The sequence below is a fragment of the Rahnella sp. AA genome, assembly GCF_002834385.1.
Lineage (GTDB): Bacteria > Pseudomonadota > Gammaproteobacteria > Enterobacterales > Enterobacteriaceae > Rahnella.
In genome coordinates this window covers 159,870-181,241 of sequence record NZ_PITQ01000004.1, presented here as the reverse complement: position 1 = coordinate 181,241, position 21,372 = coordinate 159,870, and the positions used below count along the sequence as shown (strand labels likewise).

General features: G+C 50.1%; 14 protein-coding genes. 8 read left to right on the top strand and 6 right to left on the bottom strand.

What is annotated here, in order from left to right; genetic code table 11:
* Window positions 1–213: 213 nt before the first annotated feature.
* The 4 genes from CWS43_RS11725 (at window position 214) to CWS43_RS11710 (ending at window position 7,048) form a co-directional block, all read left to right on the top strand.
* Complete coding sequence (locus tag CWS43_RS11725; RefSeq protein ID WP_101077125.1) at window positions 214–2,973, top strand: WG repeat-containing protein; 2,760 nt, start codon at window positions 214–216, stop codon at window positions 2,971–2,973.
* Entirely contained in the window at window positions 2,973–5,813 is a 2,841-nt protein-coding gene (locus tag CWS43_RS11720; protein ID WP_101077124.1) for a WG repeat-containing protein, read from the top strand. Before CWS43_RS11725 ends, CWS43_RS11720 begins: the two co-directional genes overlap by 1 nt.
* Window positions 5,814–5,910: 97 nt before the next feature.
* Window positions 5,911–6,303, top strand: a complete 393-nt coding sequence (locus CWS43_RS11715) for an ASCH domain-containing protein (protein WP_101077123.1) — start codon at window positions 5,911–5,913, stop codon at window positions 6,301–6,303.
* A gap of 94 nt (window positions 6,304–6,397) precedes the next feature.
* Window positions 6,398–7,048 (top strand): hypothetical protein, encoded by a 651-nt coding sequence (locus CWS43_RS11710; RefSeq protein ID WP_101077122.1) that lies wholly within the window; start codon window positions 6,398–6,400, stop codon window positions 7,046–7,048.
* Between the two features lie 43 nt (window positions 7,049–7,091).
* Here the strand turns inward: CWS43_RS11710 and CWS43_RS11705 are convergent, their stop codons facing one another.
* From CWS43_RS11705 to yebS, 5 genes are all read right to left on the bottom strand, one after another.
* Window positions 7,092–7,334: a DUF1480 family protein gene (locus tag CWS43_RS11705; protein WP_101077121.1), complete on the bottom strand. Its 243-nt coding sequence runs from the start codon at window positions 7,332–7,334 to the stop codon at window positions 7,092–7,094.
* 206 nt (window positions 7,335–7,540) lie between these two features.
* On the bottom strand, window positions 7,541–9,262 hold the full coding sequence (locus tag CWS43_RS11700; protein WP_101077120.1) for a diguanylate cyclase: 1,722 nt from the start codon (window positions 9,260–9,262) through the stop codon (window positions 7,541–7,543).
* Between the two features lie 371 nt (window positions 9,263–9,633).
* Window positions 9,634–11,028 (bottom strand): 16S rRNA (cytosine(1407)-C(5))-methyltransferase RsmF, encoded by a 1,395-nt coding sequence (gene rsmF, locus CWS43_RS11695; RefSeq protein WP_198555830.1) that lies wholly within the window; start codon window positions 11,026–11,028, stop codon window positions 9,634–9,636.
* 206 nt (window positions 11,029–11,234) lie between these two features.
* Window positions 11,235–13,865, bottom strand: coding sequence for a PqiB family protein (locus CWS43_RS11690; RefSeq protein ID WP_101077119.1), 2,631 nt, complete (start codon window positions 13,863–13,865; stop codon window positions 11,235–11,237).
* Window positions 13,834–15,081: a membrane integrity lipid transport subunit YebS gene (gene yebS, locus CWS43_RS11685; RefSeq protein ID WP_101077118.1), complete on the bottom strand. Its 1,248-nt coding sequence runs from the start codon at window positions 15,079–15,081 to the stop codon at window positions 13,834–13,836. The genes CWS43_RS11690 and yebS overlap by 32 nt, the downstream gene beginning before the upstream one ends.
* A gap of 256 nt (window positions 15,082–15,337) precedes the next feature.
* Between yebS and CWS43_RS11680 the strand changes: the two genes are divergently transcribed.
* The 4 genes from CWS43_RS11680 (at window position 15,338) to htpX (ending at window position 19,878) form a co-directional block, all read left to right on the top strand.
* Complete coding sequence (locus CWS43_RS11680; RefSeq protein WP_101077117.1) at window positions 15,338–15,835, top strand: GAF domain-containing protein; 498 nt, start codon at window positions 15,338–15,340, stop codon at window positions 15,833–15,835.
* A gap of 95 nt (window positions 15,836–15,930) precedes the next feature.
* The gene (gene proQ, locus CWS43_RS11675; RefSeq protein WP_101077116.1) at window positions 15,931–16,623 is read left to right on the top strand and encodes an RNA chaperone ProQ; all 693 of its coding nucleotides are present in this window, start codon (window positions 15,931–15,933) and stop codon (window positions 16,621–16,623) included.
* Between the two features lie 19 nt (window positions 16,624–16,642).
* Window positions 16,643–18,715, top strand: coding sequence for a carboxy terminal-processing peptidase (gene prc, locus CWS43_RS11670; RefSeq protein WP_101077115.1), 2,073 nt, complete (start codon window positions 16,643–16,645; stop codon window positions 18,713–18,715).
* A gap of 284 nt (window positions 18,716–18,999) precedes the next feature.
* On the top strand, window positions 19,000–19,878 hold the full coding sequence (htpX, locus tag CWS43_RS11665; protein ID WP_101077114.1) for a protease HtpX: 879 nt from the start codon (window positions 19,000–19,002) through the stop codon (window positions 19,876–19,878).
* A 63-nt stretch (window positions 19,879–19,941) separates the two neighbouring features.
* On the opposite strand, the gene CWS43_RS11660 is transcribed toward htpX, so the two are convergent.
* Window positions 19,942–21,339, bottom strand: coding sequence for an MFS transporter (locus tag CWS43_RS11660; RefSeq protein ID WP_101077113.1), 1,398 nt, complete (start codon window positions 21,337–21,339; stop codon window positions 19,942–19,944).
* Between the last annotated feature and the right edge of the window lie 33 nt (window positions 21,340–21,372).

Genomic DNA, 21,372 nt, shown 5'->3' with positions numbered 1-21,372 from the left:
CTTTCTCTGCATTTAATAAGTGTATTCATTCGTTACAGAGTAATAAATTAGCTGCTTTTTCTTTCGCAAGCTGACACCCTATAGGCATATGGTATGTATGCTTGCTTGAAATTGATTATTATCGGATTTTTACCGTCTCACGCGCCCTTTTGCGGGTGATGAAAAAAAGCGTGCGCTACACTTTCTTATTTTATCCAGTTATAAGGGCATCGGATGAATTGCTCCGAAAAATTTAAATATGTCAGAAATTTCAGTGTATTACCCCTGGTTCTGAATGCTATTTTTAGTTTGCCGGTACATGCGGACGACTCGCTGTTACGGGCATGTAGCAATGTAAAAACGGCGAAAGATTGCCAGTTGCCTTTCCAGCAAGGGCTTTCCCCCATCCTGGTTGGGCTTTCCCGCGAGCCTTTATGGGGTTATGTAGACATATCCGGGCATATGGCGATCAAACCTGATTTCAGTGAGGTTCGAGGTTTTGCCAACGATCTGGCTGCCGCTAAAAAAGGCGGCCAGTTCGGTTATATCGATAAAAAAGGGAGCTGGGTCATTGAACCTCGCTTCACCCGTGCAACAGATTTCAATGCCCAAGGCACTGCTTTAGTCGTTACAGACAATCGTCTGGCGCTGATTGATCGCAAAGGCGCTGTGATTAAAACGCTGCCTTTTGCCGTTTCTCTTGATAGCAGTGGCTTTGTGAGGGGGAAGGCTCTGGCCAGTGTCCAGACACAGGTGCCTCCGGCACTGTGGAATGCTGCTACCAACCGTTCTCTTTCTTTACCTGATGATGTCATGACCATTGATTTGCCTCAGTCAGGGCTTATTCCAGCCAAGAAACGTGATTCTGCTGATGAGGGATACTGGGGGTATCTGGACGAAAATGGTTCCTGGGATATTGACCCGATGGTCTTGAAAACCCGAGATGAACCACAGCTCAGTGGTGATGTTGTTGCGGTGAAAACAAAAAATGTCTGGGTATTTGTTGATCGCCAGGGTGTTTCACTCAATAAGGAACAGTATAAATCTGTACGTCCGCTGGCATCCGGAAGCTGGCTGGTTACAGGCAGTGACAACAGCAAACAGTTACTCAACAATAAGCTGGAAAAAGTACAAGATATTCCCCCCGATGAGTCTGAGAACATCCTTATCTGGGGTAAGGCTACGCTGGCAACGGGGAGTAAGGGTATTCTCCTCATCGGGGCAGACAATCAGATTGTTTCCCTGAAAGTGAATAAGCCGCAGGTTCTGCGTCAGGGCAACCGTCTTTGGATTATGCAGACAGAGGGCAAGACTCCACAGGTTGTGCAAATTTATGATAACAACGGCGTTGCGCTACTTAGCGATGCCACACTCGCAGCTCTGAAAGATTACCAACTAAAACCATTAGATACGACGGTCATGACCGATGATGTGACTATCTTGCCAGATGCAGGCGATGCGGAAAGCACTCTGCCATGGGCAGTGCTGACTTCCAGTGATGCGGCAAAACCGCCGGCAATTCTGACTTCTCAAGGTAATGTGCTTTCGGATCCTCAATGGGCCTCGGTTGAAGAGGATACAACCGAGGCACCTCTTCTCATCCACACTGAAAATAAAAAAGTGGGTGCAGTTGATGCGGCGGGGAAATGGATTATTCAGCCGGTATTCAGCCAAATCAGTCCGTTTAGTGGCGATTATACCTGGGCTGTTGACGATACCGGGGATACTCAGGCAAGACGTTTGATAGACCGCCACGGCAATATTGTGGATGTTCCGGCAAATATCGCGCAAAACGCTCAGCGATTGTCTTCGGGATTACTGTATTACACCGACGGTGAAAAAGAAGCGCAGCGTTGGGGGCTTTGGGACATTGCCAGCAAAAGTATTAAGGCTGTACCTCAGTTTACTCAAGTCGAATCTTTCAACGATGGATATGCATTAGCGAAAGCTGATGCGGGGTGGGGGGTTATCGGTGTCAATGGTACATGGGCAGTAGCACCTGATCCTGACCGTAGCGGAAAATTCCAGTATTTAGGGCAGGGCGTATTCTCGCTTTCTGATAATGATCAGCCAGGTGAACGTGGGGCCCTTGCCAGCCACTACAGCCTTTATAGCGCTAAAAGTGGCCAAATATTAGCGACTGATTTGCTATCCAGACCTCAGTCCGTGGGGAAAAATCATTGGCTGGTTCAACCTTCGGAAGGTGGGGTGGCGTTGCTTGACAGTGCGGGACGTTTCCCTGTCAGCAAGGAAATTACTTCATCCTCAAGTTCGATATCAGGTGATTGGGTCATGCTCAGTTTCTCACCTCATTTTGGCGCGATTAATAATCAGGGTGATTGGCAAATTCAGCCACTTTATACCGCTGAGTTTAATTTTATCGCTCCACTCAATCTGAGTCGTGCTGTGAGCGATGGACGTACTACGCTGATCAATGAACAGGGTGCCGTTCCGCTAGATGGTTTTGAACAGGCACAACCACTTTATTCTCTGGCCCGGCTGGCAATGAATGATGATGCAACCGGCGAGACTGTGCTGTACGACAACGACGGTAATGAAGTCCACCGTTTCGCGGGGCTTGATAGTCTGCTGGCAAATAAAGCCAGTTCGGGTGTCATTCCGATACGTGATAACAAAGGCTTATATGGCTTCGTTGATCAACAGGGCAAAACGCTTATCGGTTCTTATTTCGATCAGGTCGGAGCAATGAGTAATAATCTTGCCACTGCAATGAAAAAATCCACTTATGGAAACCTGCTGGGTTATATCAATACCACCGGGCGTTTCGCAATTTTGCCTAAATTCGATTGGGCGGATGATTTTAGCGAAAAACATGCCTGGGCCGGTGGCAAAGGGGCAGTGAGCTTACTTAATGCTGACGGTACCGTTCAGGCAAGAATTCAGGTGCGATGTAATCAGCGTGTCATTGTGGATGCCAAAGGCGCTTATCTTTGGCCTGCCAACGCACCTGCATGTAGCACCGGAGGTAATTGATGATAGTCAGCAAGCCTTCAGGGCTACGCAACGCAGTGCGTTGTGCACTGGCAGCCAGTGGCACACTGGCCTTTCTGGCGCTGGCAGTTTCTGCAGCGGCCGCTGAACCTGTCGGATGTTCATCCCTGAGCCCTGCTTCACAAGCCGGTATGCAAGCGCGTGATGCGTTGCCTGCTGTTCAGAATTTATGTATCCGCGATGTTCACGAAGGTCGTGCGGCTGTGCTTTTACCCGCCGCTGACGCAACAAGTGAACGTTGGGGGTTTCTGGATAATCAGGGGCAGCTCGTTATTAAACCTGCTTTTGAGCTAGTCGGTGACTATCACTCGGGTGTCGCCGCAGCCATGCAACAAGGCAAGTGGGGGTTTATTGATCAGGCAGGAAACTGGCTGATTAAGCCCACTTTTGACAGCGTACAGCCTTTTACCGAATCAGGATTGGCAGTTGTGGTTGCGGGTGGGAAACCACAAATTATTGACCGTAAAGGTGTTCAGGTTGGTAAAGCTCTTGATGCGTTAGTCGATGACGCATCCCTGAGTGACGGCGTTCCGGCGCGGTTGCGTTTGTCGTTTAGCAGTGTGCTACTTTCACCTGATGGTGTTCGTCATGTGGCGACAGATAAAATGGAAATTGTTGAGCCATTCGGCGCAAACGACTTGTTCATCGCTTTCGATGCCAGTAAAGGATACGGCATTGTGGACGGTAATCTCACCTGGCGACTTCAGCCTCAATACGCCAGCATCACGCTAGATCCTCATAATCCGTTTGTGGCTCTCGCGAAAAGCGCCGAAGGAATAACATTAATCCGTGCTGACGGGATGCAGGATGAACAGAAATATTTGGCTGTGAGTGAAGAAACGGGGGCTTTTTGGCTGGCAAAGACAGCAGATGGAATCAGGCTATTAGATAATGCGGCGGCTGTCATCGCCACGTTCAGCGATTCTGATGCCGCCAATTTGCGCGTTGCAGGCGATTACGTTTTGAATCCGGCGATGAAAGATGGGCTGGCCCTTTATGCCCCCGGACGCAAACAACCTCTTATGTTGCCTGTGGGCAGTGAGCCCTGGGAGCAGAATACCGGTGATTTTTTAGTTACCACTAAAGGGGAGCAGAAAAAGGTCAATGCGATCGTGGCACCTTCTGGTGCGATGATCGGTGGTATGCAAAATGTGGGTTGGTTGGCACAAATTGCCAACGCTGAAGTCATCAACCATCGTTTGTGGCTGCGGAACGAACAAGGATCTGTGATCAATATTGTCGATGCCGCAGGAAAGGCATTACTCAACCAGAAGAATATCAGTGCCCTGGATGGCGGCCGCATTGAGCCGCTGAACGTGAACAGCGAAGCTGCTACTGCACTATCGCCTCTGGCCCTGATCCGTCCGGGGTCTGAGGGCAACAGAAGCGGAGCTGGTTTTCTGCGCCCAGATGGTTCACTTCAACTGGACAGTAAATGGCAAGATATTGAACCTGCAGACAGCAGCAGCGATATAGAACAATTTATTGTAAAGACCGCGGATGGAACCGGTGTTGTAGATGCGCAGGGTAAAATTATTATTCCTCTCACGGAAGATAACATCTCACCTTTTGTACAAGGCTATGCGCTTGATTATCTGGATGGGAAATTAACCGCGCTTGATCACGCGGGTAAGCATTATGATTTACCGAACGTGTTCGAACTTGAATCTTTGGGTAATGGTTGGTTCCGTTACCGGGAAACAGCAGCCGAAGGTGCGCCGTGGGGTATCTTTGATGTTATCAGCCAGAAAACGATTATCCCGCCGTCTTATCAGGATGTCAGCAGTTATGCTGATGGGGTTGCTGCATTCCAGACTACGGAAGGTATATGGGGGGTGCTCGGCAGTAATGGGCAAACAGTGCTCGGGGCAAAATATGCTAAGGCTAAGCGTATAAATACCGCTCTGTGGTTACTCACGCAGCCTGCACTACCTGAACAGCCGGAGTCTGGCGTTCTGGCTGAAATCGTCGGTAATGATGCGAAGGCAAGAATCGAACCAACCGCAGGTTTGTCTGTGACGCAATTCAGCGACGGGCGTATTTTGGCCTCGTCCGCTGCTGGGCAATCCTGGCTTCTGGATGGGAAAGGAAATATTGAGTTACACGAGCAACAGACTCGTATCACTGCGCTTGGTGACTGGGTAAAATTATCCCGTAGACCGCAAGAAGGCTACTTATCGGCACAAGCTGAGTGGCAGATTCAGCCAGTTGCAGAAACTCAAGGGTCTGCATTTGAGCAGGGGCGTGCTTTGAGGTCGACGTCTGCAGGCTATGAGCTGATTGATGATAAAGGTGTGCGTGTTGCGGCAATGCCTGATGGAAAATGGGTTATGCCACCAGCCAGCGCATGGTCATTGTCCTACGATCCGCAGGATAATGAGCCTTCAACGCGCTATGTCGACAATACGGGAAAACTGGTTCTGACTGTGCAAGGACATTCCAGCCGTATGGTCAACGATCATGCTGTTCTGACGCGTACTGATGGTACAAAAACCTGGATCAACGGGCAGGGGAAACCGGCTGACAGCATTTCTTATGCGGATTTAGGCTTGCCTGTGGATGGCCTGGCTTTCGCTAAAACGAATGGCCATTATGGTTTTGTCGACGTGCAGGGCAATTTTGCCATTTCCCCGGTATTCAGCGCCGTTTCGCCATTTGATAGCGGAGTCGCAGTGGTTTCAACACCGGTGATGTCGATGATGATCGACAGGGCCGGAAAGCCACTTGCGCGGGTTGATAAAGAATGTGGCACGACTGTCCTGTATGGTGCAGGTAGTGTGAGGCAGTGGCCCCTGAACATGCCGGATAATTGTAAATCATAAGGCAGATTCTCAGCTTTCAAAACCCGCTGCGGCGGGTTTTTTTGTGCTAATGTTAAACTGTAATGGTAGCGAACTATCTCTATTAAAAGGATAAATTATGATTCCGCAGATCCCACTTAAATACAGGGACGCAGAACGCTGGTCGTTTGGTGATACTGAGTCGTCAGCAGACGAACTGGCTAAGCGCGTGATTGCTGGCACAAAAACAGCCACCTGTTCAAACCTTGATGATGACCCCGAACCGGAGCCTGGAGAGATCTTTGTGGTGGTCGATGGCCGCAATAACCCGGTATGCGCCGTACAACTGACCGACGTAAAACAAGTTCCTTTTGATCAGGTTACTGAACAGCATGCATGGGAAGAAGGCGAGGGTGACCGGACGTTGGCTTACTGGCGTAAGGAACACCAACGCTTCTTTGAGGAATACGATATGTTTGAGCCGACGATGCCGCTGTTGCTTATGAAATTCAGAATGGTAGAGAAATTCTAAATTTTTTTCTGTGGCCTGACAGAGAAGCTCAGGCCTTAGGATTTTTAGCATATGATCAACCTGATGTTGTCGAACTGTCGTTCAGGAATATGTCATGCCAGTGAAGTCTGTTAGCCAAAGTTCGTCCCTAACTTTTTCCGGAATACCTTATTTCAGCCAGTGGGAAGACCCTGAGTGCGCGGCAGGGATTATTGCCGGTGAGCTTGAACTCAGTGATATCGTTTTGTGGCCACAATCTGGTGCCTCAACTCAGCAGGAGTTCGTTGAATGGGCAAACCATGTTTGCGGCATGTGCTGTCTGAAAATGGTGCTTGCAGCGGTTTCAGGCAAGGTTGTGCCCATTCTGAAACTCACCCGGAGCAGTCTCTTGTATGGGGCATATATTCGTGAGGGGGAAAATATTAAAGGGCTTATTTATGCCCCTTTTGTCGAGTATGTTCGTGAGGAATTAGGGCTGAGCGCGCAGGTTAGGGTGGATATTTCTGCTGAGGATATTGCCAGACAGCTTGAACAACACCGGTTTTTCATTGCGTCTGTTCATCCCTCTATTCGTCTTCCCGAATCTGTTCCGCCGCATAAAGGTGGGCATCTGGTGCTGGTCACCCGGGCGGATTCTCAATTTGTAACCTTCCACAACCCGTCAGGCCACGATGTATCCACCCAACAAGATGTCACGCTGCCGGTGGCGACATTTGCCCGTTTTTTTGCTGGCCGGGGTATTTCATTGGTTATAAACGCCGACTGACCGCAAGCGGCATGGCGAACATAATCTCGTTCGCCATGCTGTGTTACTCCAGTCGCATGATCCATTCATCTTTCTGTTCGTCATACTTTTCCTTGTACAACACAGAATGACGGCCATCGACTATTGCCGGGACGCTGGTGTGGTCATCCCAGGCATCCAGTTGCATGCATAAATCAGGGTCGGACTTGCAGGGGATATGCACTTTGTCACCGCCTTTTGCCTCAGGTGTTGAAAGATGCGCATCGTCAATTTCGTAACTGCCAATTCTGATACTCGATTTTCCCATCAGGTACTCCTTGCCAGAGTGACGCGAGTGATTTCAATAACATCAGGTATGACCAGTTGGTCTGCCTTATTTGAGAATAGTCGAGTGCACAAAAAGTGCCAGCTGAATTTTTAAGGATGCGCTGACAGCAAGGATGACAAAGCATGAAAGGGGGGGATGAAAAGTGGGAGCCGCGTAGCGGGTGGCGCGACGGCTCCTGAGCAGGCTTAGAGCTGGTTAAATCTTACCGATATGGGCATTGCGTTGATTTGGTTGCGACCGTTATTTTTTGATAAATACAGGGCTTCATCAGCCGCGCTGACAATATCTGACTGATCTTCTATCCCGGGATCCTGATCGGGCAGATATGTCGCAATACCCTGACTGATGGTCACACGGTTAAATTCGCTGAAACTGTGTTTGATCCCCAGCGCTTCAATGGACTCCATAATATGTTGCGCCACTATCCATGCACCTTTCAGGTCCGTATCTGGCAAAATTGCGGCAAACTCTTCGCCACCGAATCGGGTGACAACATCGGTGCTGCGTTTCAGCGATTTACGCAATGTACGTGCAACCAGTCGCAGGCAGGCATCACCGGAAAGATGGCCATAGTGATCATTAAAATGTTTAAAATAATCGATGTCGATCATCACCACTGTCAGCGGGGTGCGGTTACGCTTTGCACGCATATATTCGTGGCTGAGAACTTTTTTGAACTCACGGCGATTAGGGAGCTTGGTCAGTGAGTCTGTCCGGGCCTGAATTTCAAGGCGGCGGTTTGCTTTGACCAGTTTTAGCTCCAGCAACTTGCGTTCATGGACGTCTTCAGCGGTACCATACCAGCGCTGGATGGAACCATCAGTGGCGTAGCTGGCCGCAGCGCGAATACGCATCCAATTCCATCCCCGGTCTACGTGGCAAAACCGGACTTCAATATCCAGTGGCGCGCCTGTTTTCAGACATTGCTCCCACGTCTGAACCGCAGCCCGGCGGTCTTCTACGTGCATGCTTTGTATCCACTTGTCAGCCAGGATATCCTGACGAGTCATACCGGTAATACGTTGAAAACGCGAGCTTACATCATTAAGCATGCCTCGCGGATCGGCGGTCCAGGGGATTTGCGGGTTCAGTTCAACCATGTTGCGGTAGTGTTCCTGGCTTTCACGCAAAGCTCTTTCCATTCGCTTAAGACTGGAAATATCCGTCATCGCCACTGAAAGCCCGCTTAGCTGGCTCTGGCTATCGTAGGCTGCTTTGATGCGAACGAAGAAAACCTGATTCTTACCGGGAAGGGAGAATTCGCGGTCAGGCGTTGTTTCATTTCGCAAAGCGAGTTCCAGCGCATTGTTAAGCAGCGGGGAAAGGCCCGGCAGGAAAACCCCGATTTTACGGCCAATTGCTTCATAAGGTTGCAGGCTAATAATATTTGCCATTGCATCGTTAACCGTGACATAGCGCATTTGCAAGTCAATGAAGCACAGGCCGACAGGGGCATTAGAATAAATGTTTTCAAGCTGAAAAAGGCGCTGGCCCGGAGCCTGGTCGAGGCTGGTCAGATTGCGGTCAATACCACGATAACCACGAAAATTACCGTCGGCGTCAAACAGTGGAACCCCGCTGGTTTCCAGAATAACTTCAGTGCCATCAGGGCGGATATTACGGTTGAGTAAACCGCCAAAAGGGGCACGCCGTTCAACGATTGCAGCAAATTGCTCGCCTACGCGCCGGGCCTCATCAGGAGGCATAAAGTCAAAAGGGGTTTTGCCTAATACTTTTTCAGGGGGAACACCAAGAAATTCGATGCATTTATTTGAGGAGAAAACGTATCGCCCCTGCGCATCGACTTCCCAGATCCAGTCAGAATTGTTATCGATAATATCCCGCAGGCTGGCCATTTGCTGCAAGAGCAGTCCATCTGCTGATTCGAGTTTCATTTCATCCGACATGATACTTCTCCGACTGGCAGGTCTTTACTCAACATCAGGCATTAAGATTTATATCTGAAAATGATATATCACTAGCAACGTTATCTTGATGGCAATAATACATGTCAGGGTAGGATTATTCCTACTTATAATTCAATAAACCTTTATTGATAATATAAGTTCTTATCCGATATATGCAGCATAAAATTCTTTTCAGTTAATTGTTCTATGCACTTTGTCACCCAGATTTAACCTAAAGACTAAGTTGTACAGAATTCGCCTGAATAGGGATTACACGTAATTTTTATCTCTACAGATAAAGAATAGATAGAATATTCTGCGCCATCAGTAAGTTCTTTTGGCACAGAAATTTGAAAAAAGGATTAAATTCACTAATCGTTCGACAGCTTAAGGTGCCGCGCAGCCCCATCTCTCACGAGTTCGCGTGGCAGGCTATTTTTAATCCGGCTTCCAATTCGTTTTGCTAATCCCAATGGCTGATTAAGCCATGTCACCAGGCATTCATCCGTTAACGGTGCTGTTTCAGGATAAATGTCGACCCCTCGCCACCAGTTTTGCGCCAGCTCATCATCGAGTTCAAAACTGTTTTTGGCGTCAGTAACGCTGAATGCCACCACGGCTTCATGCTGCCAGCGAAAACCTTTTGGGAAACGTTCAGCAAGGCGGATGCCAATCCGAGAAAAACGCACTTTGCCAAACAGAGGTTCAAGTATTGCAGGAAACAGCCAGACCTCTTTATCACGCTGCCACAAAGTATATTGCTTTTCTGGCCATGAAAGCCCTGAGCCGTTGGCTGCTTTGATGATTTCCGCGCTGTCCTGACGTGAAAACGGCGAAAACGGAAACCGGCCGACTTTATACCCGGGAACCGGAAGGCGGGTGATTGAGTCTGTTTTGCGAAAACGGGCAACAAAGAACCCTTCGCTGTCATAAACCTGCGGGAATACGTGGAGATAACCCTCCTGCGTTACCGCTTTATGCGCGCCGTCGAATAAATCTTCCAGAGATTCTGTTTCCACAGCGCTGGCATAAGTGTCCAGCAACCACTGGCAAACCTGCTGATTTTCCTGCGCGTTGAGGGTACAGGTTGAATAGACCAGCACGCCGCCCGGTTTAAGCGCATGAAAGGCACTCTCGATCAGTTCCCGCTGGGTGGCGGCAATTTCAGCCACGCTTTCTTCAGACCAGTTACTCATCGCATCCGGATCTTTACGGATTACACCTTCACCCGAACACGGAGCATCAAGCAGTACAGCATCAAAGGTTTCGGGCAGCGCTGCGCCGAATACCCTTCCGTCAAAATGGGTAAGCGCTGCGTTACTGACGCCACAGCGGCTAATATTTGCATGCAAAACTTTTACCCGGCTGGCTGAATATTCGTTGGCAACGATGCCGCCCCGATTTTCCATCAGTGCAGCTATCTGAGTCGTTTTTGAACCGGGTGCAGCCGCGACGTCCATCACCAGTGCCGGCTGTACGCCACCGGCAAATAATGCCGTAACTGGCAGCATTGAGCTGGCTTCCTGAATATAAAACAGGCCGGCCAGATGAGACAGGGCATTGCCTAAGCGGGATTCATCAAGCGAATGTCGCCTGATCCAGAATCCTTCCGCACACCATGGGATCGGCTCTAAATCCCACTGATAGCCCTGCGCGAGCGTAAGGAAATCAGCCACACTGATTTTGAGCGTATTTACGCGCAGGCTGGGGCGAAGGGGGCGCTGACATGCAGCAATAAAATCGTCCATGCTCAGGCCTGCGGGCATGACTTCGCGAGTTGCATTCAGAAAGGCGGCCGGTAATTTATCAGCAAAGGCGCTGGCAGAGGTGAGATTTGACAAGAGTTAGATTCCAGAACTGAAGGTGTTTACTGCGCGGAGTTTAGCATATTTACATGCAGATGAAGGCGTGTGCGTTGCCTGAGTGCAATGAAAAGGCCACCCGAAGGTGGCCTCTGAAAGTGCTGAGTCTGTTAATTTCTTGGGATCGCCGTTCCCCATTTTTGCCAGTCTTTAGGCGCTTCGGGATTAAGCAGGAAGTGGTTGCCATTGGCGGCTTTCGGTGTCAGCGGTGTGGTCGGCGGCGTCGCAAAGGCAATCCCACCGCGGATAAACTGTTGGAATGTGCCGCTTTTAAATACGCCGCCGGTCAGACCGAATTGTAGGTCATAGCCTGATGCCAGCCAGAATACGGAGTTTTCACGCACCAGATATTGGTACTTTTTGCTGATCCTCAGCGTCACGTTAACCCGATCGGCCATTGAACCGAGATAGAAGCCTGAAACGGTTCCGACTTCAATACCCCGGAACAGCACCGGTGTACCGATTTGTAATGAACCGACTTCAGCGGCATCGACCACAATACCTAAACCGTCGGTATAACGGGAATCTGTAATGGTTGACTCTTGCAAATCAAAGTTGCGTGCCGGAACGCCTTTGCCGGCTTCGACATTGATGTATGGCTGCAAAAGTGTGTCCAGATTACTTACACCACCTGCAGAAATCTCAGGCGATACGATGGAGAATCGCGTACCACGTCGGGCAAAATCATCCACATATTCCGGATACAGAACGGCTTTGGCCGATACCTGGTTAAGCTGAGAGTCTAATTTCAGGGATTCCACCTGCCCGATGGTGATACCGAGATAACGGATTGGCATTCCCGCAGAGAGCTTACTGGCATCATATGTGTTGAGTGTGATCTGGCTACCGACTGCCCGCGCAGAGGTCTCTGAATCATACAAAATGCGTTTCACCCCTTTGCTGGTGGTGACACCTTCCAGATTATCGAAGCTGATTGCGCCTTTAAGTGCACGGTCCAACGGTGATGCCTGCACCGTCAGGCCGCTGCCGTTCAACTGGACTTTGGCCCCGCCTTCCGCCCAGAAAATGCTTTTCTCTGTCAGCAGGTTCCGGTACTGCGGTTGGATGTACACATCGACTTCAAACTCGTTTGCTTTAGGACGGACGTTGACTATCTGACCTACCTGGAACTTACGGTAAAGTACGACAGAACCAGGCTGGATGTCCGGCAAGCTTTTTGCGGTCAATGTGAGCGTAGCGCCCGGCTGGTCGCCCTGAATGCCTTCAGCGGCTTTTTCCGCGTTGCTGTACAACGGATATTTCTGGAGTGCTTCGCCTTTTGTGCCCGGAATAACGCGGATGCCGCCATCGACCCATTCCTGCGCGCTGGCACCGAGCACTTCCATACCGTCGATACCCAGCTTCACATCAACACGGCTGTTCACCACAAACTTGCTGTCTTTGCGCAGTAAGTTCTTGTATTCCGGCTTAATTGCGACATTAAATAAGATGCCTTCATCCGTCAGTGTACGGTCAATAATCTGGCCGACGGTAATGCCATACAACTTAATTGGCTGGCCTGCATCAATCCCGTAGCTTTGCGGCGCGACCAGCTGAATTTTGCGGGTGCCCGGGTCCTGAAGCAAACGCTGATCGCTGCCGAGAACGGTGAAATGCTTTTGAGCATCGCCATCGCCGGGGATCAGTTCCAGCGTATTGCCGGTCAGCAACTGGCTAATATTGGCATTATTCAGGCTGAGTTTCGGGCTATTCATTTCAATACGCGTACCGGTGCGCATCATGTCCAGCACGGAAGGGTCGACGGTCAGTTTTCCGGTGACTTTGTTATCAGGCTGTAAGGTTATTTTTGTCAGCGTGCCGACCTGCAGACCCTGATACATCAGTGGCGTTTGGCCTTCTGATAAACCATTACCGTTTGGCAAGTCGAGGTCGATTTCTACACCGCGCTGGCTTTGAGCCAGATCAGGGTAAAGGATATAGGCCTGGTCGGCTTTAGCCTGATGCCCGTCATTCGGCGAGTCCATTGAGATCGCACCGTTAACCAGTGCAGCCAGGCTTTCCATTTCAACTTTTGCACCGCTAAGACTGAAATTGCCTTTAAACCCCGAGACGTTCCAGAAACGCGTATTATCTTTGACCAGAGAAGCAAAGCGTTTGTCGATCAGTAAATCGATCGTGACACCTTCATTCCCACTTTCAATGTCGTAATCATAAACCTTACCGATAGGAATCTTACGGTAATACACCAGAGACCCCGTGCCCAAAGAACCGAGGTCTTTCGCGTGCAGATGCACCATCAGTTCACCCGTATTCAGACGGAATTTGGGCTGAGTATCGAGGGCGACAAAGTGATCTTTTTCACTGCCGGGGCCGGGCATCATCCCGATATAGTTACCGCCGACCAGGGCATCCAGGCCTGAAACGCCGGCAAGAGAGGCTTTCGGCGTGACCAGCCAAAATTGCGTGCCCTCACGTAGCGCATCGGATAGATCACTTTTGATGCTCACTTTAACCTGAATCGTGCGCAGATCTTTGCTCAGGCTGATGGATTCTACTGTTCCGACCTCAACCCCCTGATAGCGCACCGGTGTACGGCCTGCAACAATGCCTGCCGCTGATTGGAAATCAATAGTGACGGTAGTCCCGCGTTCCTGATAGTTGCTATAAATCAACCATCCTGCGATCAGTAAAGCGATAAAGGGCAGAAGCCAGAAAGGTGAAATCCGGCGCCTGTATTTTATCCGTGCTTCAGTCGGTGTATTCGGCGTTTCCTGTTGCATGTGCATCCCAAATCAAGCGGCTATCAAGCCATTCAACGGCAAGAATGGTCAGAATTACGGCAGAGCCAAAATAAAAGGCGGCCGGTCCCATTGTAAAAGACAAAAGCTGGTCGCGGTTTACCAGCGACATCATTAATGAAATAACAAACAAATCCAGCATCGACCAGCGTCCTATCCAGGTGATCAGCCGGAGTAAACGGATGCGCGTTTTCATTCCCTGAATCGCTCTTAGATGGATGCTGAGCAGCAACGTCAGCATGACGATAATTTTCGTGAAAGGCACCAGTACGCTGGCAATGAATACAATCGCGGCAATTGGCATATTTCCTGATGTGGCGAGTGACACAACGCCGGAAAAAATCGTGTCCTTCAGTTGTTGCCCGTTAGCGTAAATGATTGAAATAGGCAGCAGGTTAGCCGGGATTAAAAATACGATTGCCGCGATCAGAGCCGCCCAGGTTTTTTGCAGGCTGTGTTTATAGCGCAAACGCATGGGAACATGGCAGCGGGGGCAGCGTCCCCGATCATCCGGTTGCCCGGTGAATTTACATGCCAGACACAAACGCAAGGAAGAGGGAACACCTTTCGGCGGGCGCTGCGGATAAAACTCTTCCCATAGCTGTTCGATATTCAGGTTAATCATCGTCAGTGTGACCATGAGCGTCATCATCAGATAGGCTGCCAGCGCAATGCCGACATTGATATCGGCATATTCTTTGACTTTAATACTGGCAACGGCCATACCAATCAGATAGATATCGAGCATTACCCAGTCTTTCAGGCGGTCGAGCATCAGCAAGACGGGTTTGAGGTTCATGCCAAGTTTGCTGCCAAAATGCAGGTAAAGAATGGAAATAGCCAGCGTCAGCGGAGCTCCGATGGTACAAAACGCCACCATGCTGGCGGTGACCGGATCGCCCTGACGCGACATTTGCCAGATTCCTTCCAGCAGACTGGCGTCAATACGCGTGCCGAGAAGGCGAATACTGATCAGTGGCTCTGTATAGGCGAAAGGCATCAACAGCAATATGCTGATGGCAATGGTGATCAGCCGTGGTAAGGAACAAACCCGGCCTTTTTCCACTTTAGCGTTACAACGTGGGCAGTGTGCGGTCTGTGTACGCTGCAGCGCTGGAAGTGTGAACAGGGTGTCGCATTCGCTGCATCTTTGGTAGCGAGTCTGTGGTATCTGAGCTGAAATTGTGTGTATTTTCATAGTGCCTGGATAGTAAAGAATATCTGTTGTTACAATTACACTTCCCCGTAAGGGGGCAGGCGAAGCCATGAGGCCAAGATCAGCCAGGTTTTTTTGACAAAATAACGTATTATGCAGTCGGCAAACAGTTATTGTAGGTGAGTCTTTTTGATGTCACACAGGATTAACCTTGTTCATATGGGCATTTAATGCTTATTTTATAGAGGTTAAGCACAACAGAATGGCTCAGTGCCCTTAGGTTATTATTGGTTACTACATGAATAAAGAAGCATTCTACACGGAATTAAAACGTGATTTGAGCGCGTTGATCGCCGGAGAGCACAATTTTATTGCAACTCTGTCGAACGCCAGTGCCTTACTTTTTGAACGCCTCGATGGCGTCAACTGGGTAGGTTTTTATCTGATGGATGGCACATCGCTGGTGCTGGGGCCATTCCAGGGTAAAATTGCCTGCGTGCGTATTCCTGTAGGAAAAGGCGTTTGCGGTACCGCAGTTGCGGAAAATGCCGTACAGCGTGTCGGTGATGTTCATGCCTTCCCGGGCCACATCGCTTGTGACGCTGCAAGCAATGCCGAAATTGTCCTTCCCGTCACGGTGAAAGGCACAGTTATCGGCGTATTAGACATTGATAGCACCGTTTATCAGCGCTTCGATGAAGCCGATGAACAGGGGCTGACAGAGTTAGTCAGCGGGCTTTGCAAGCATCTCGAAAACTGCGATGCTGAAAAATATGTCAATCTGATCGTAAGTTGATCGTCGGATAACGTGGCATTTAATAATGGCGTCATTATAATGGCGCCTGTTCATGCCTGCGCCGGTTGGCAAACCCGTTGTAATCAGGAAATTTCATGGAAAATCAACCTAAGTTGAACAGTAGTAAAGAAGTCATCGCCTTTTTGGCTGAGCGGTTCCCGCTCTGTTTTACCGCCGAAGGCGAAGCACGCCCATTAAAGATCGGTATCTTTGCGGATTTGGTCGAGCGCGTGCAAGGTGAAGAGAATCTGAGTAAAACTCAGTTACGCTCTGCTCTGCGTCTGTATACCTCAAGCTGGCGCTATCTGTATGGCGTTAAAGTTGGCGCTGAACGCGTTGACCTTGATGGTAACTCATGTGGCGTTCTCGAAGAGCAGCACGTTGAACATGCCCGTAAACAGTTGGAAGAAGCGAAAGCCCGCGTTCAGGCACAACGTGCAGAACAACAGGCTAAACGTCGTGAAGCCGGTGAAACCACTGAGCCACGTCGTCCACGTCCGTCCGCTAAAAAACCTGCGCCGCGTCGTGAAAATGCGCCCGCAGCAGCTGTGGCTGGTCAGGAAAATCGCAAACCACGTACACCTCGCCCACCGCGTGAGGAAAAACGTGAACCGCGTCAGGTGCCAGTAACAGACATTTCAAAACTGCAAATTGGCCAGGAAATCAAAGTCAGGGCAGGTCAGAGTGCGATGGATGCAACCGTATTGGAAATTGCCAAAGACGGTGTACGCGTTCAGCTCTCTTCGGGTCTGGCGATGATTGTGCGCGCAGAACACTTGCAGTTCTGATACGGAGGCCAACTCAGGCATGAACAAATTTGTCAGATTAAGCGTTATCGCGGGTCTGTTAATGGCAGGGGCAGGGCTGGTTAATACCAGCTTTGCAGCGAACGAGAGTGCACCGGTGACTCTCGCTCAACTCCCTAATTTAACGCAAGATCCGCAAGATGCAACGGTAAGCGAGCGTGTCACGGCGCGCTTTACCCGTTCACATTATCGTCAGTTCGACCTTAATGCAGATTTCTCAGCGAAAATCTTCGACCGTTACCTCAACATGCTCGATTATGGCCATAACGTACTGATGGCTTCCGATGTGGCACAGTTTGCAGATAAACGTGCAACCTTGGGTGAGGAACTGAAAACCGGTCAGTTAACCACGCCTTATGCTTTATTCAATCTGGCTCAAAAACGCCGCTTTGAACGTTATGACTATGCGCTGAAAGTGCTTGAGCGCCCGATGGATTTCACGGGCAACGACACCATTGAACTTGACCGCAGTAAAGCTCCGTGGCCGAAAGATCGTGCTGAGCTGGATAAATTGTGGGATGCAAAAGTCAAATATGACGAGCTGAACCTCAAGCTGACGGGCAAGAACGATCAGGAAATTCGTGATGTATTGTCCAAGCGTTATCATTTTGCAATGAAACGCCTGACTCAAAGCAACAGCGAAGATGTTTTCCAACTGGTGATGAATGCCTTCGCGCATGAAATCGACCCGCACACCAATTATCTCTCACCTCGCAGCACCGAGCAGTTCAATACCGAAATGAGCCTGTCTCTGGAAGGTATCGGTGCCGTATTGCAAGGTGACGACGATTATACTGTCATCAACTCGATGGTAGCTGGCGGCCCGGCGGCCAAAAGTAAAGCCATTGCGGTCGGCGATCGTATTGTGGGTGTGGGCCAGGTTCAGGCCGGTAAGCAAACACCTATTGTTGATGTGATTGGCTGGCGTCTTGATGACGTTGTCGCCCTCATCAAAGGGCCTAAAGGCAGTAAAGTGCGCCTGCAGATCCTGCCTGCTGGCAAAAATGCCAAAAACCATGTGATAACGCTGACACGCGAGAAAATCCGTCTGGAAGATCGCGCAGTTAAAATGACCATCAAAAATGTTGGTGCTCAGAAAGTCGCTGTGATGGATATCCCAGGTTTTTATGTGGGGCTGACAGATGACGTTAAAGTCCAGTTGCAGAAAATGGCTAAGCAGAACGTAAACAGCTTAGTGATTGATCTCCGGACTAACGGTGGTGGTGCACTGACTGAGGCGGTTTCCCTGTCTGGTTTGTTTATCCCAAGCGGCCCGGTGGTTCAGGTGCGTGATAACAATGGTCGCATCCGTCAGGACAGTGACACCGATGGCGTCGTTTACTACAAAGGCCCTCTGGTCGTTCTGGTTGACCGCTTTAGTGCCTCAGCCTCTGAAATCTTTGCAGCAGCTATGCAGGATTACGGCCGTGCGCTGATTGTGGGTGAACCTACCTTCGGTAAAGGTACTGTTCAGCAATATCGTTCTCTGAACCGTATTTATGACCAGATGTTGCGCCCTGAATGGCCAGCTCTGGGTTCCGTGCAATACACTATCCAGAAGTTTTATCGTATCAATGGCGGCAGTACTCAGCGTAAAGGGGTTACCCCGGATATTCTGATGCCAACCGGTATTGAGTCGATTGAAACTGGCGAGAAGTTCGAAGATAACGCACTTCCGTGGGATAGCATTAACGCGGCAACTTACACCAAATTAGGCGATATGAAGCCCTTCCTGCCTGAATTGTTGAAAGAACACGAAGCCCGTATTGCGCAGGATCCTGAGTTCCAGTATATCCAGCAAGATATCGCCCGTTATAAGGCGCTGAAAGACAAACGCAACATCGCTTCTCTGAATTACGCTCAGCGTGATAAAGAGGATAAAGAGGATGATGCATTACGTCTGAGCCGCCTGAATGAACGCTTCAAACGTGAAGGTAAGAAGCCACTAAAATCTCTCGACGATTTGCCGAAAGACTATGTGGCTCCGGATCCGTATCTTGATGAAGCTGACCATATTGCCGTTGATTTGGGCAGTTTGGAAAAAGCTCAGGGCGATCAGGCCGCGGCGAAGTAATCCTTCACCCGGTGATCAGATGAAGAAGCGCACTCCGGTGCGCTTTTTTTATGCGCCAAAACGAGCCGGGAAGCTCGCCGGGGCGTAGAAATCCCATAAATTTCAGCGGTGGTTGTGAAATAAAACGCTTCAAAATGTAAAGTATTGTGATTTTAGACCTTTAGCGGGCAGGAACTCTTGAATCTGGGCAAGAAGCCCATAGGATCAGTACAGCCGGGCAGGCTATGTGCCGGTGGTGTGACTCAACCAATAACAACGAAGTAACAATGAGGAAGTAAAATTTTATGATGCGTATAGCGTTGTTCCTGCTGACTAACCTGGCGGTCATGCTGGTCTTTGGGCTGGTGTTAAGCCTGACGGGCATCCAGTCCAGCAGCGTGCCGGGGCTGATGATCATGGCCGGGCTGTTTGGCTTCGGTGGTGCTTTTGTCTCGTTGCTGATGTCGAAGTGGATGGCGTTGCGTTCGGTGGGTGGTGAAGTTATTGAGCAACCACGAAATGAAACTGAGCGCTGGTTGATGGAAACGGTTCGTCGCCAGTCTCAGCAGGCAGGCATTGCCATGCCGCAGGTCGCGATTTATCACGCGCCAGATATTAATGCTTTCGCAACCGGCGCGCGTCGCGACGCCTCGCTGGTTGCGGTGAGCACGGGTTTGCTGCAAAGCATGAATCAGGATGAAGCCGAAGCGGTTATCGCCCACGAAATCAGCCACATTGCTAACGGCGATATGGTGACCATGACGCTGATTCAGGGGATCGTGAACACCTTCGTGATCTTCATTTCACGTATCATCGCGCAGGTGGCTTCTGGTTTCCTTTCCGGAAACCGTGACGGAGAAGAAAGCAACGGCAATCCGATGATCTACTTTGCGGTAGCAACGGTACTGGAACTGGTCTTTGGTATTCTGGCGAGCATTATCACCATGTGGTTCTCGCGCCACCGTGAGTTCTACGCGGATGCCGGTTCGGCGAAACTGGTAGGGCGTGAAAAAATGATTGCAGCGTTGCAGCGTCTGAAAACCAGCCATGAGCCGCAGGAAGCTGGCAGCATGATGGCATTTTGTATCAACGGTAAATCGAAGTCTTTCAGTGAGCTGTTTATGTCTCACCCGCCGCTGGACAAACGTATTGAAGCGCTGCGTAGCGGTCAGTACATCAAATAAATGCCCGCTCGTTTATGTGTAAAAAAATGCCTGGCTTATGCCAGGCATTTTGCTTTCCGGAACCTACGGTTTAGAACCCTCAGCTTCTTTCTGGCTGCTGGTTTTTTGCGTCATTCTCATCAGGCTGACCAGTGCGCCCGTACCGGCGAGTGTCCCAGCCAGAATTAACGAAGCGTGCGTCCCGTGTGACGGGAACAGGTTAAACATCAGGGCAACCATTGCTGCACCGGTCGTCTGGCCTAAAAGGCGTGCAGTTCCCAGTAATCCGCTGGCACCACCGCTGCGGTTGCGCGGTGCGGAACTGATGATGGTATGATTGTTCGGCGACTGGAATAAACCAAAACCTGCACCGCACAGCAACATGCGCCAGATAATGTTCAGATGCGAAGGTTCTGGCGGCAACAGTGAGAGCGAAAACAGCCCGAATGAAAAGACAATCAATCCTATTCCGCCCAGCATCCCTGGGTGAAAACGTTCGACCAGACGACCGGCAATCGGTGCCATAACCATCGTTGCCAGTGGCCACGGTGTGAGCAGAAGCCCTGTTTCTACTGAATTCAGGCCTAATGTATTTTGCAGGAAGAAGGGCAGGGAAACGAATGCGAGCATCTGGGCACTGAAAGAACATAGCGAAGTGCCCAATGACATACTGAAAATGGGGATTCGCAATAAATCGATCGGCAACAGCGGGAAAGGCTGGGAGAGTTGACGGCGGACAAAAAACCAGCCGATGACCAGTAGCGCGATGATTTCGCCCAAAATCAATGTGTGATTCAGACCTTGTGCAAAACCACTTATTGCACTGATAAGCAGGCCAAAGGTCAGAGCATTCATCACGCTGCTGGTGACATCAAAGCGCTGTCCCTGACTGCGAGTCGAGTTGGCGGGTAAAAATTTCAGACCGAGAATCAAAGCGACAATGCCGATAGGTACATTGATGGCGAATAGCCATTGCCATGAGGCAACGGAGAGAATACCGGCGGCGATCGTCGGCCCCGCGGCCGCAGAGACTGCAACGATCAGGGCGTTAATCCCCACACCTCTTCCTAAGAAACGCTGCGGGTAGATTATCCGTATCAGCGCCGTGTTGACACTCATTATTGCGGCAGCCCCAAAGCCTTGCAGCACCCGTGCAACAGTCAGTGTCAGTAATGAATCTGAGAGGGCGCAGAATAGGGATGTGATGCTAAAGACCAACAGGCCGGTTTGATAAATCCGGCGGTAGCCAAAGATATCGCCCAATGAAGCCAGTGAAAGCAACGAGATGGTGATTGCCAGCTGATAGGCATTCACGACCCAAATGGATGTTGCAGGACTGGCATGGAAATCATTGGCTATGGTGGGGAGTGCTACGTAAGCGATAGCGCCATCGAGTACAGAGACGGTAATTCCCAGTGCGATCGCCAGGATCGCGCCGTATCGTTGTGGAACAGGAAGCCCGTCCGCAGGTGTTGGAGTCATGAGTTCTGTCAGTGCGTAGTCATCAGAGAGGGG

Coding starts and splice junctions, on each gene's coding strand:
- CWS43_RS11725 (WP_101077125.1), top strand. CDS start 214: ATGAATTGCTCCGAAAAATTTAAATATGTCAGAAATTTCAGTGTATTA.
- CWS43_RS11720 (WP_101077124.1), top strand. CDS start 2,973: ATGATAGTCAGCAAGCCTTCAGGGCTACGCAACGCAGTGCGTTGTGCA.
- CWS43_RS11715 (WP_101077123.1), top strand. CDS start 5,911: ATGATTCCGCAGATCCCACTTAAATACAGGGACGCAGAACGCTGGTCG.
- CWS43_RS11710 (WP_101077122.1), top strand. CDS start 6,398: ATGCCAGTGAAGTCTGTTAGCCAAAGTTCGTCCCTAACTTTTTCCGGA.
- CWS43_RS11705 (WP_101077121.1), bottom strand. CDS start 7,334: ATGGGAAAATCGAGTATCAGAATTGGCAGTTACGAAATTGACGATGCG.
- CWS43_RS11700 (WP_101077120.1), bottom strand. CDS start 9,262: ATGTCGGATGAAATGAAACTCGAATCAGCAGATGGACTGCTCTTGCAG.
- rsmF (WP_198555830.1), bottom strand. CDS start 11,028: ATGCCCGCAGGCCTGAGCATGGACGATTTTATTGCTGCATGTCAGCGC.
- CWS43_RS11690 (WP_101077119.1), bottom strand. CDS start 13,865: ATGCAACAGGAAACGCCGAATACACCGACTGAAGCACGGATAAAATAC.
- yebS (WP_101077118.1), bottom strand. CDS start 15,081: ATGAAAATACACACAATTTCAGCTCAGATACCACAGACTCGCTACCAA.
- CWS43_RS11680 (WP_101077117.1), top strand. CDS start 15,338: ATGAATAAAGAAGCATTCTACACGGAATTAAAACGTGATTTGAGCGCG.
- proQ (WP_101077116.1), top strand. CDS start 15,931: ATGGAAAATCAACCTAAGTTGAACAGTAGTAAAGAAGTCATCGCCTTT.
- prc (WP_101077115.1), top strand. CDS start 16,643: ATGAACAAATTTGTCAGATTAAGCGTTATCGCGGGTCTGTTAATGGCA.
- htpX (WP_101077114.1), top strand. CDS start 19,000: ATGATGCGTATAGCGTTGTTCCTGCTGACTAACCTGGCGGTCATGCTG.
- CWS43_RS11660 (WP_101077113.1), bottom strand. CDS start 21,339: ATGACTCCAACACCTGCGGACGGGCTTCCTGTTCCACAACGATACGGC.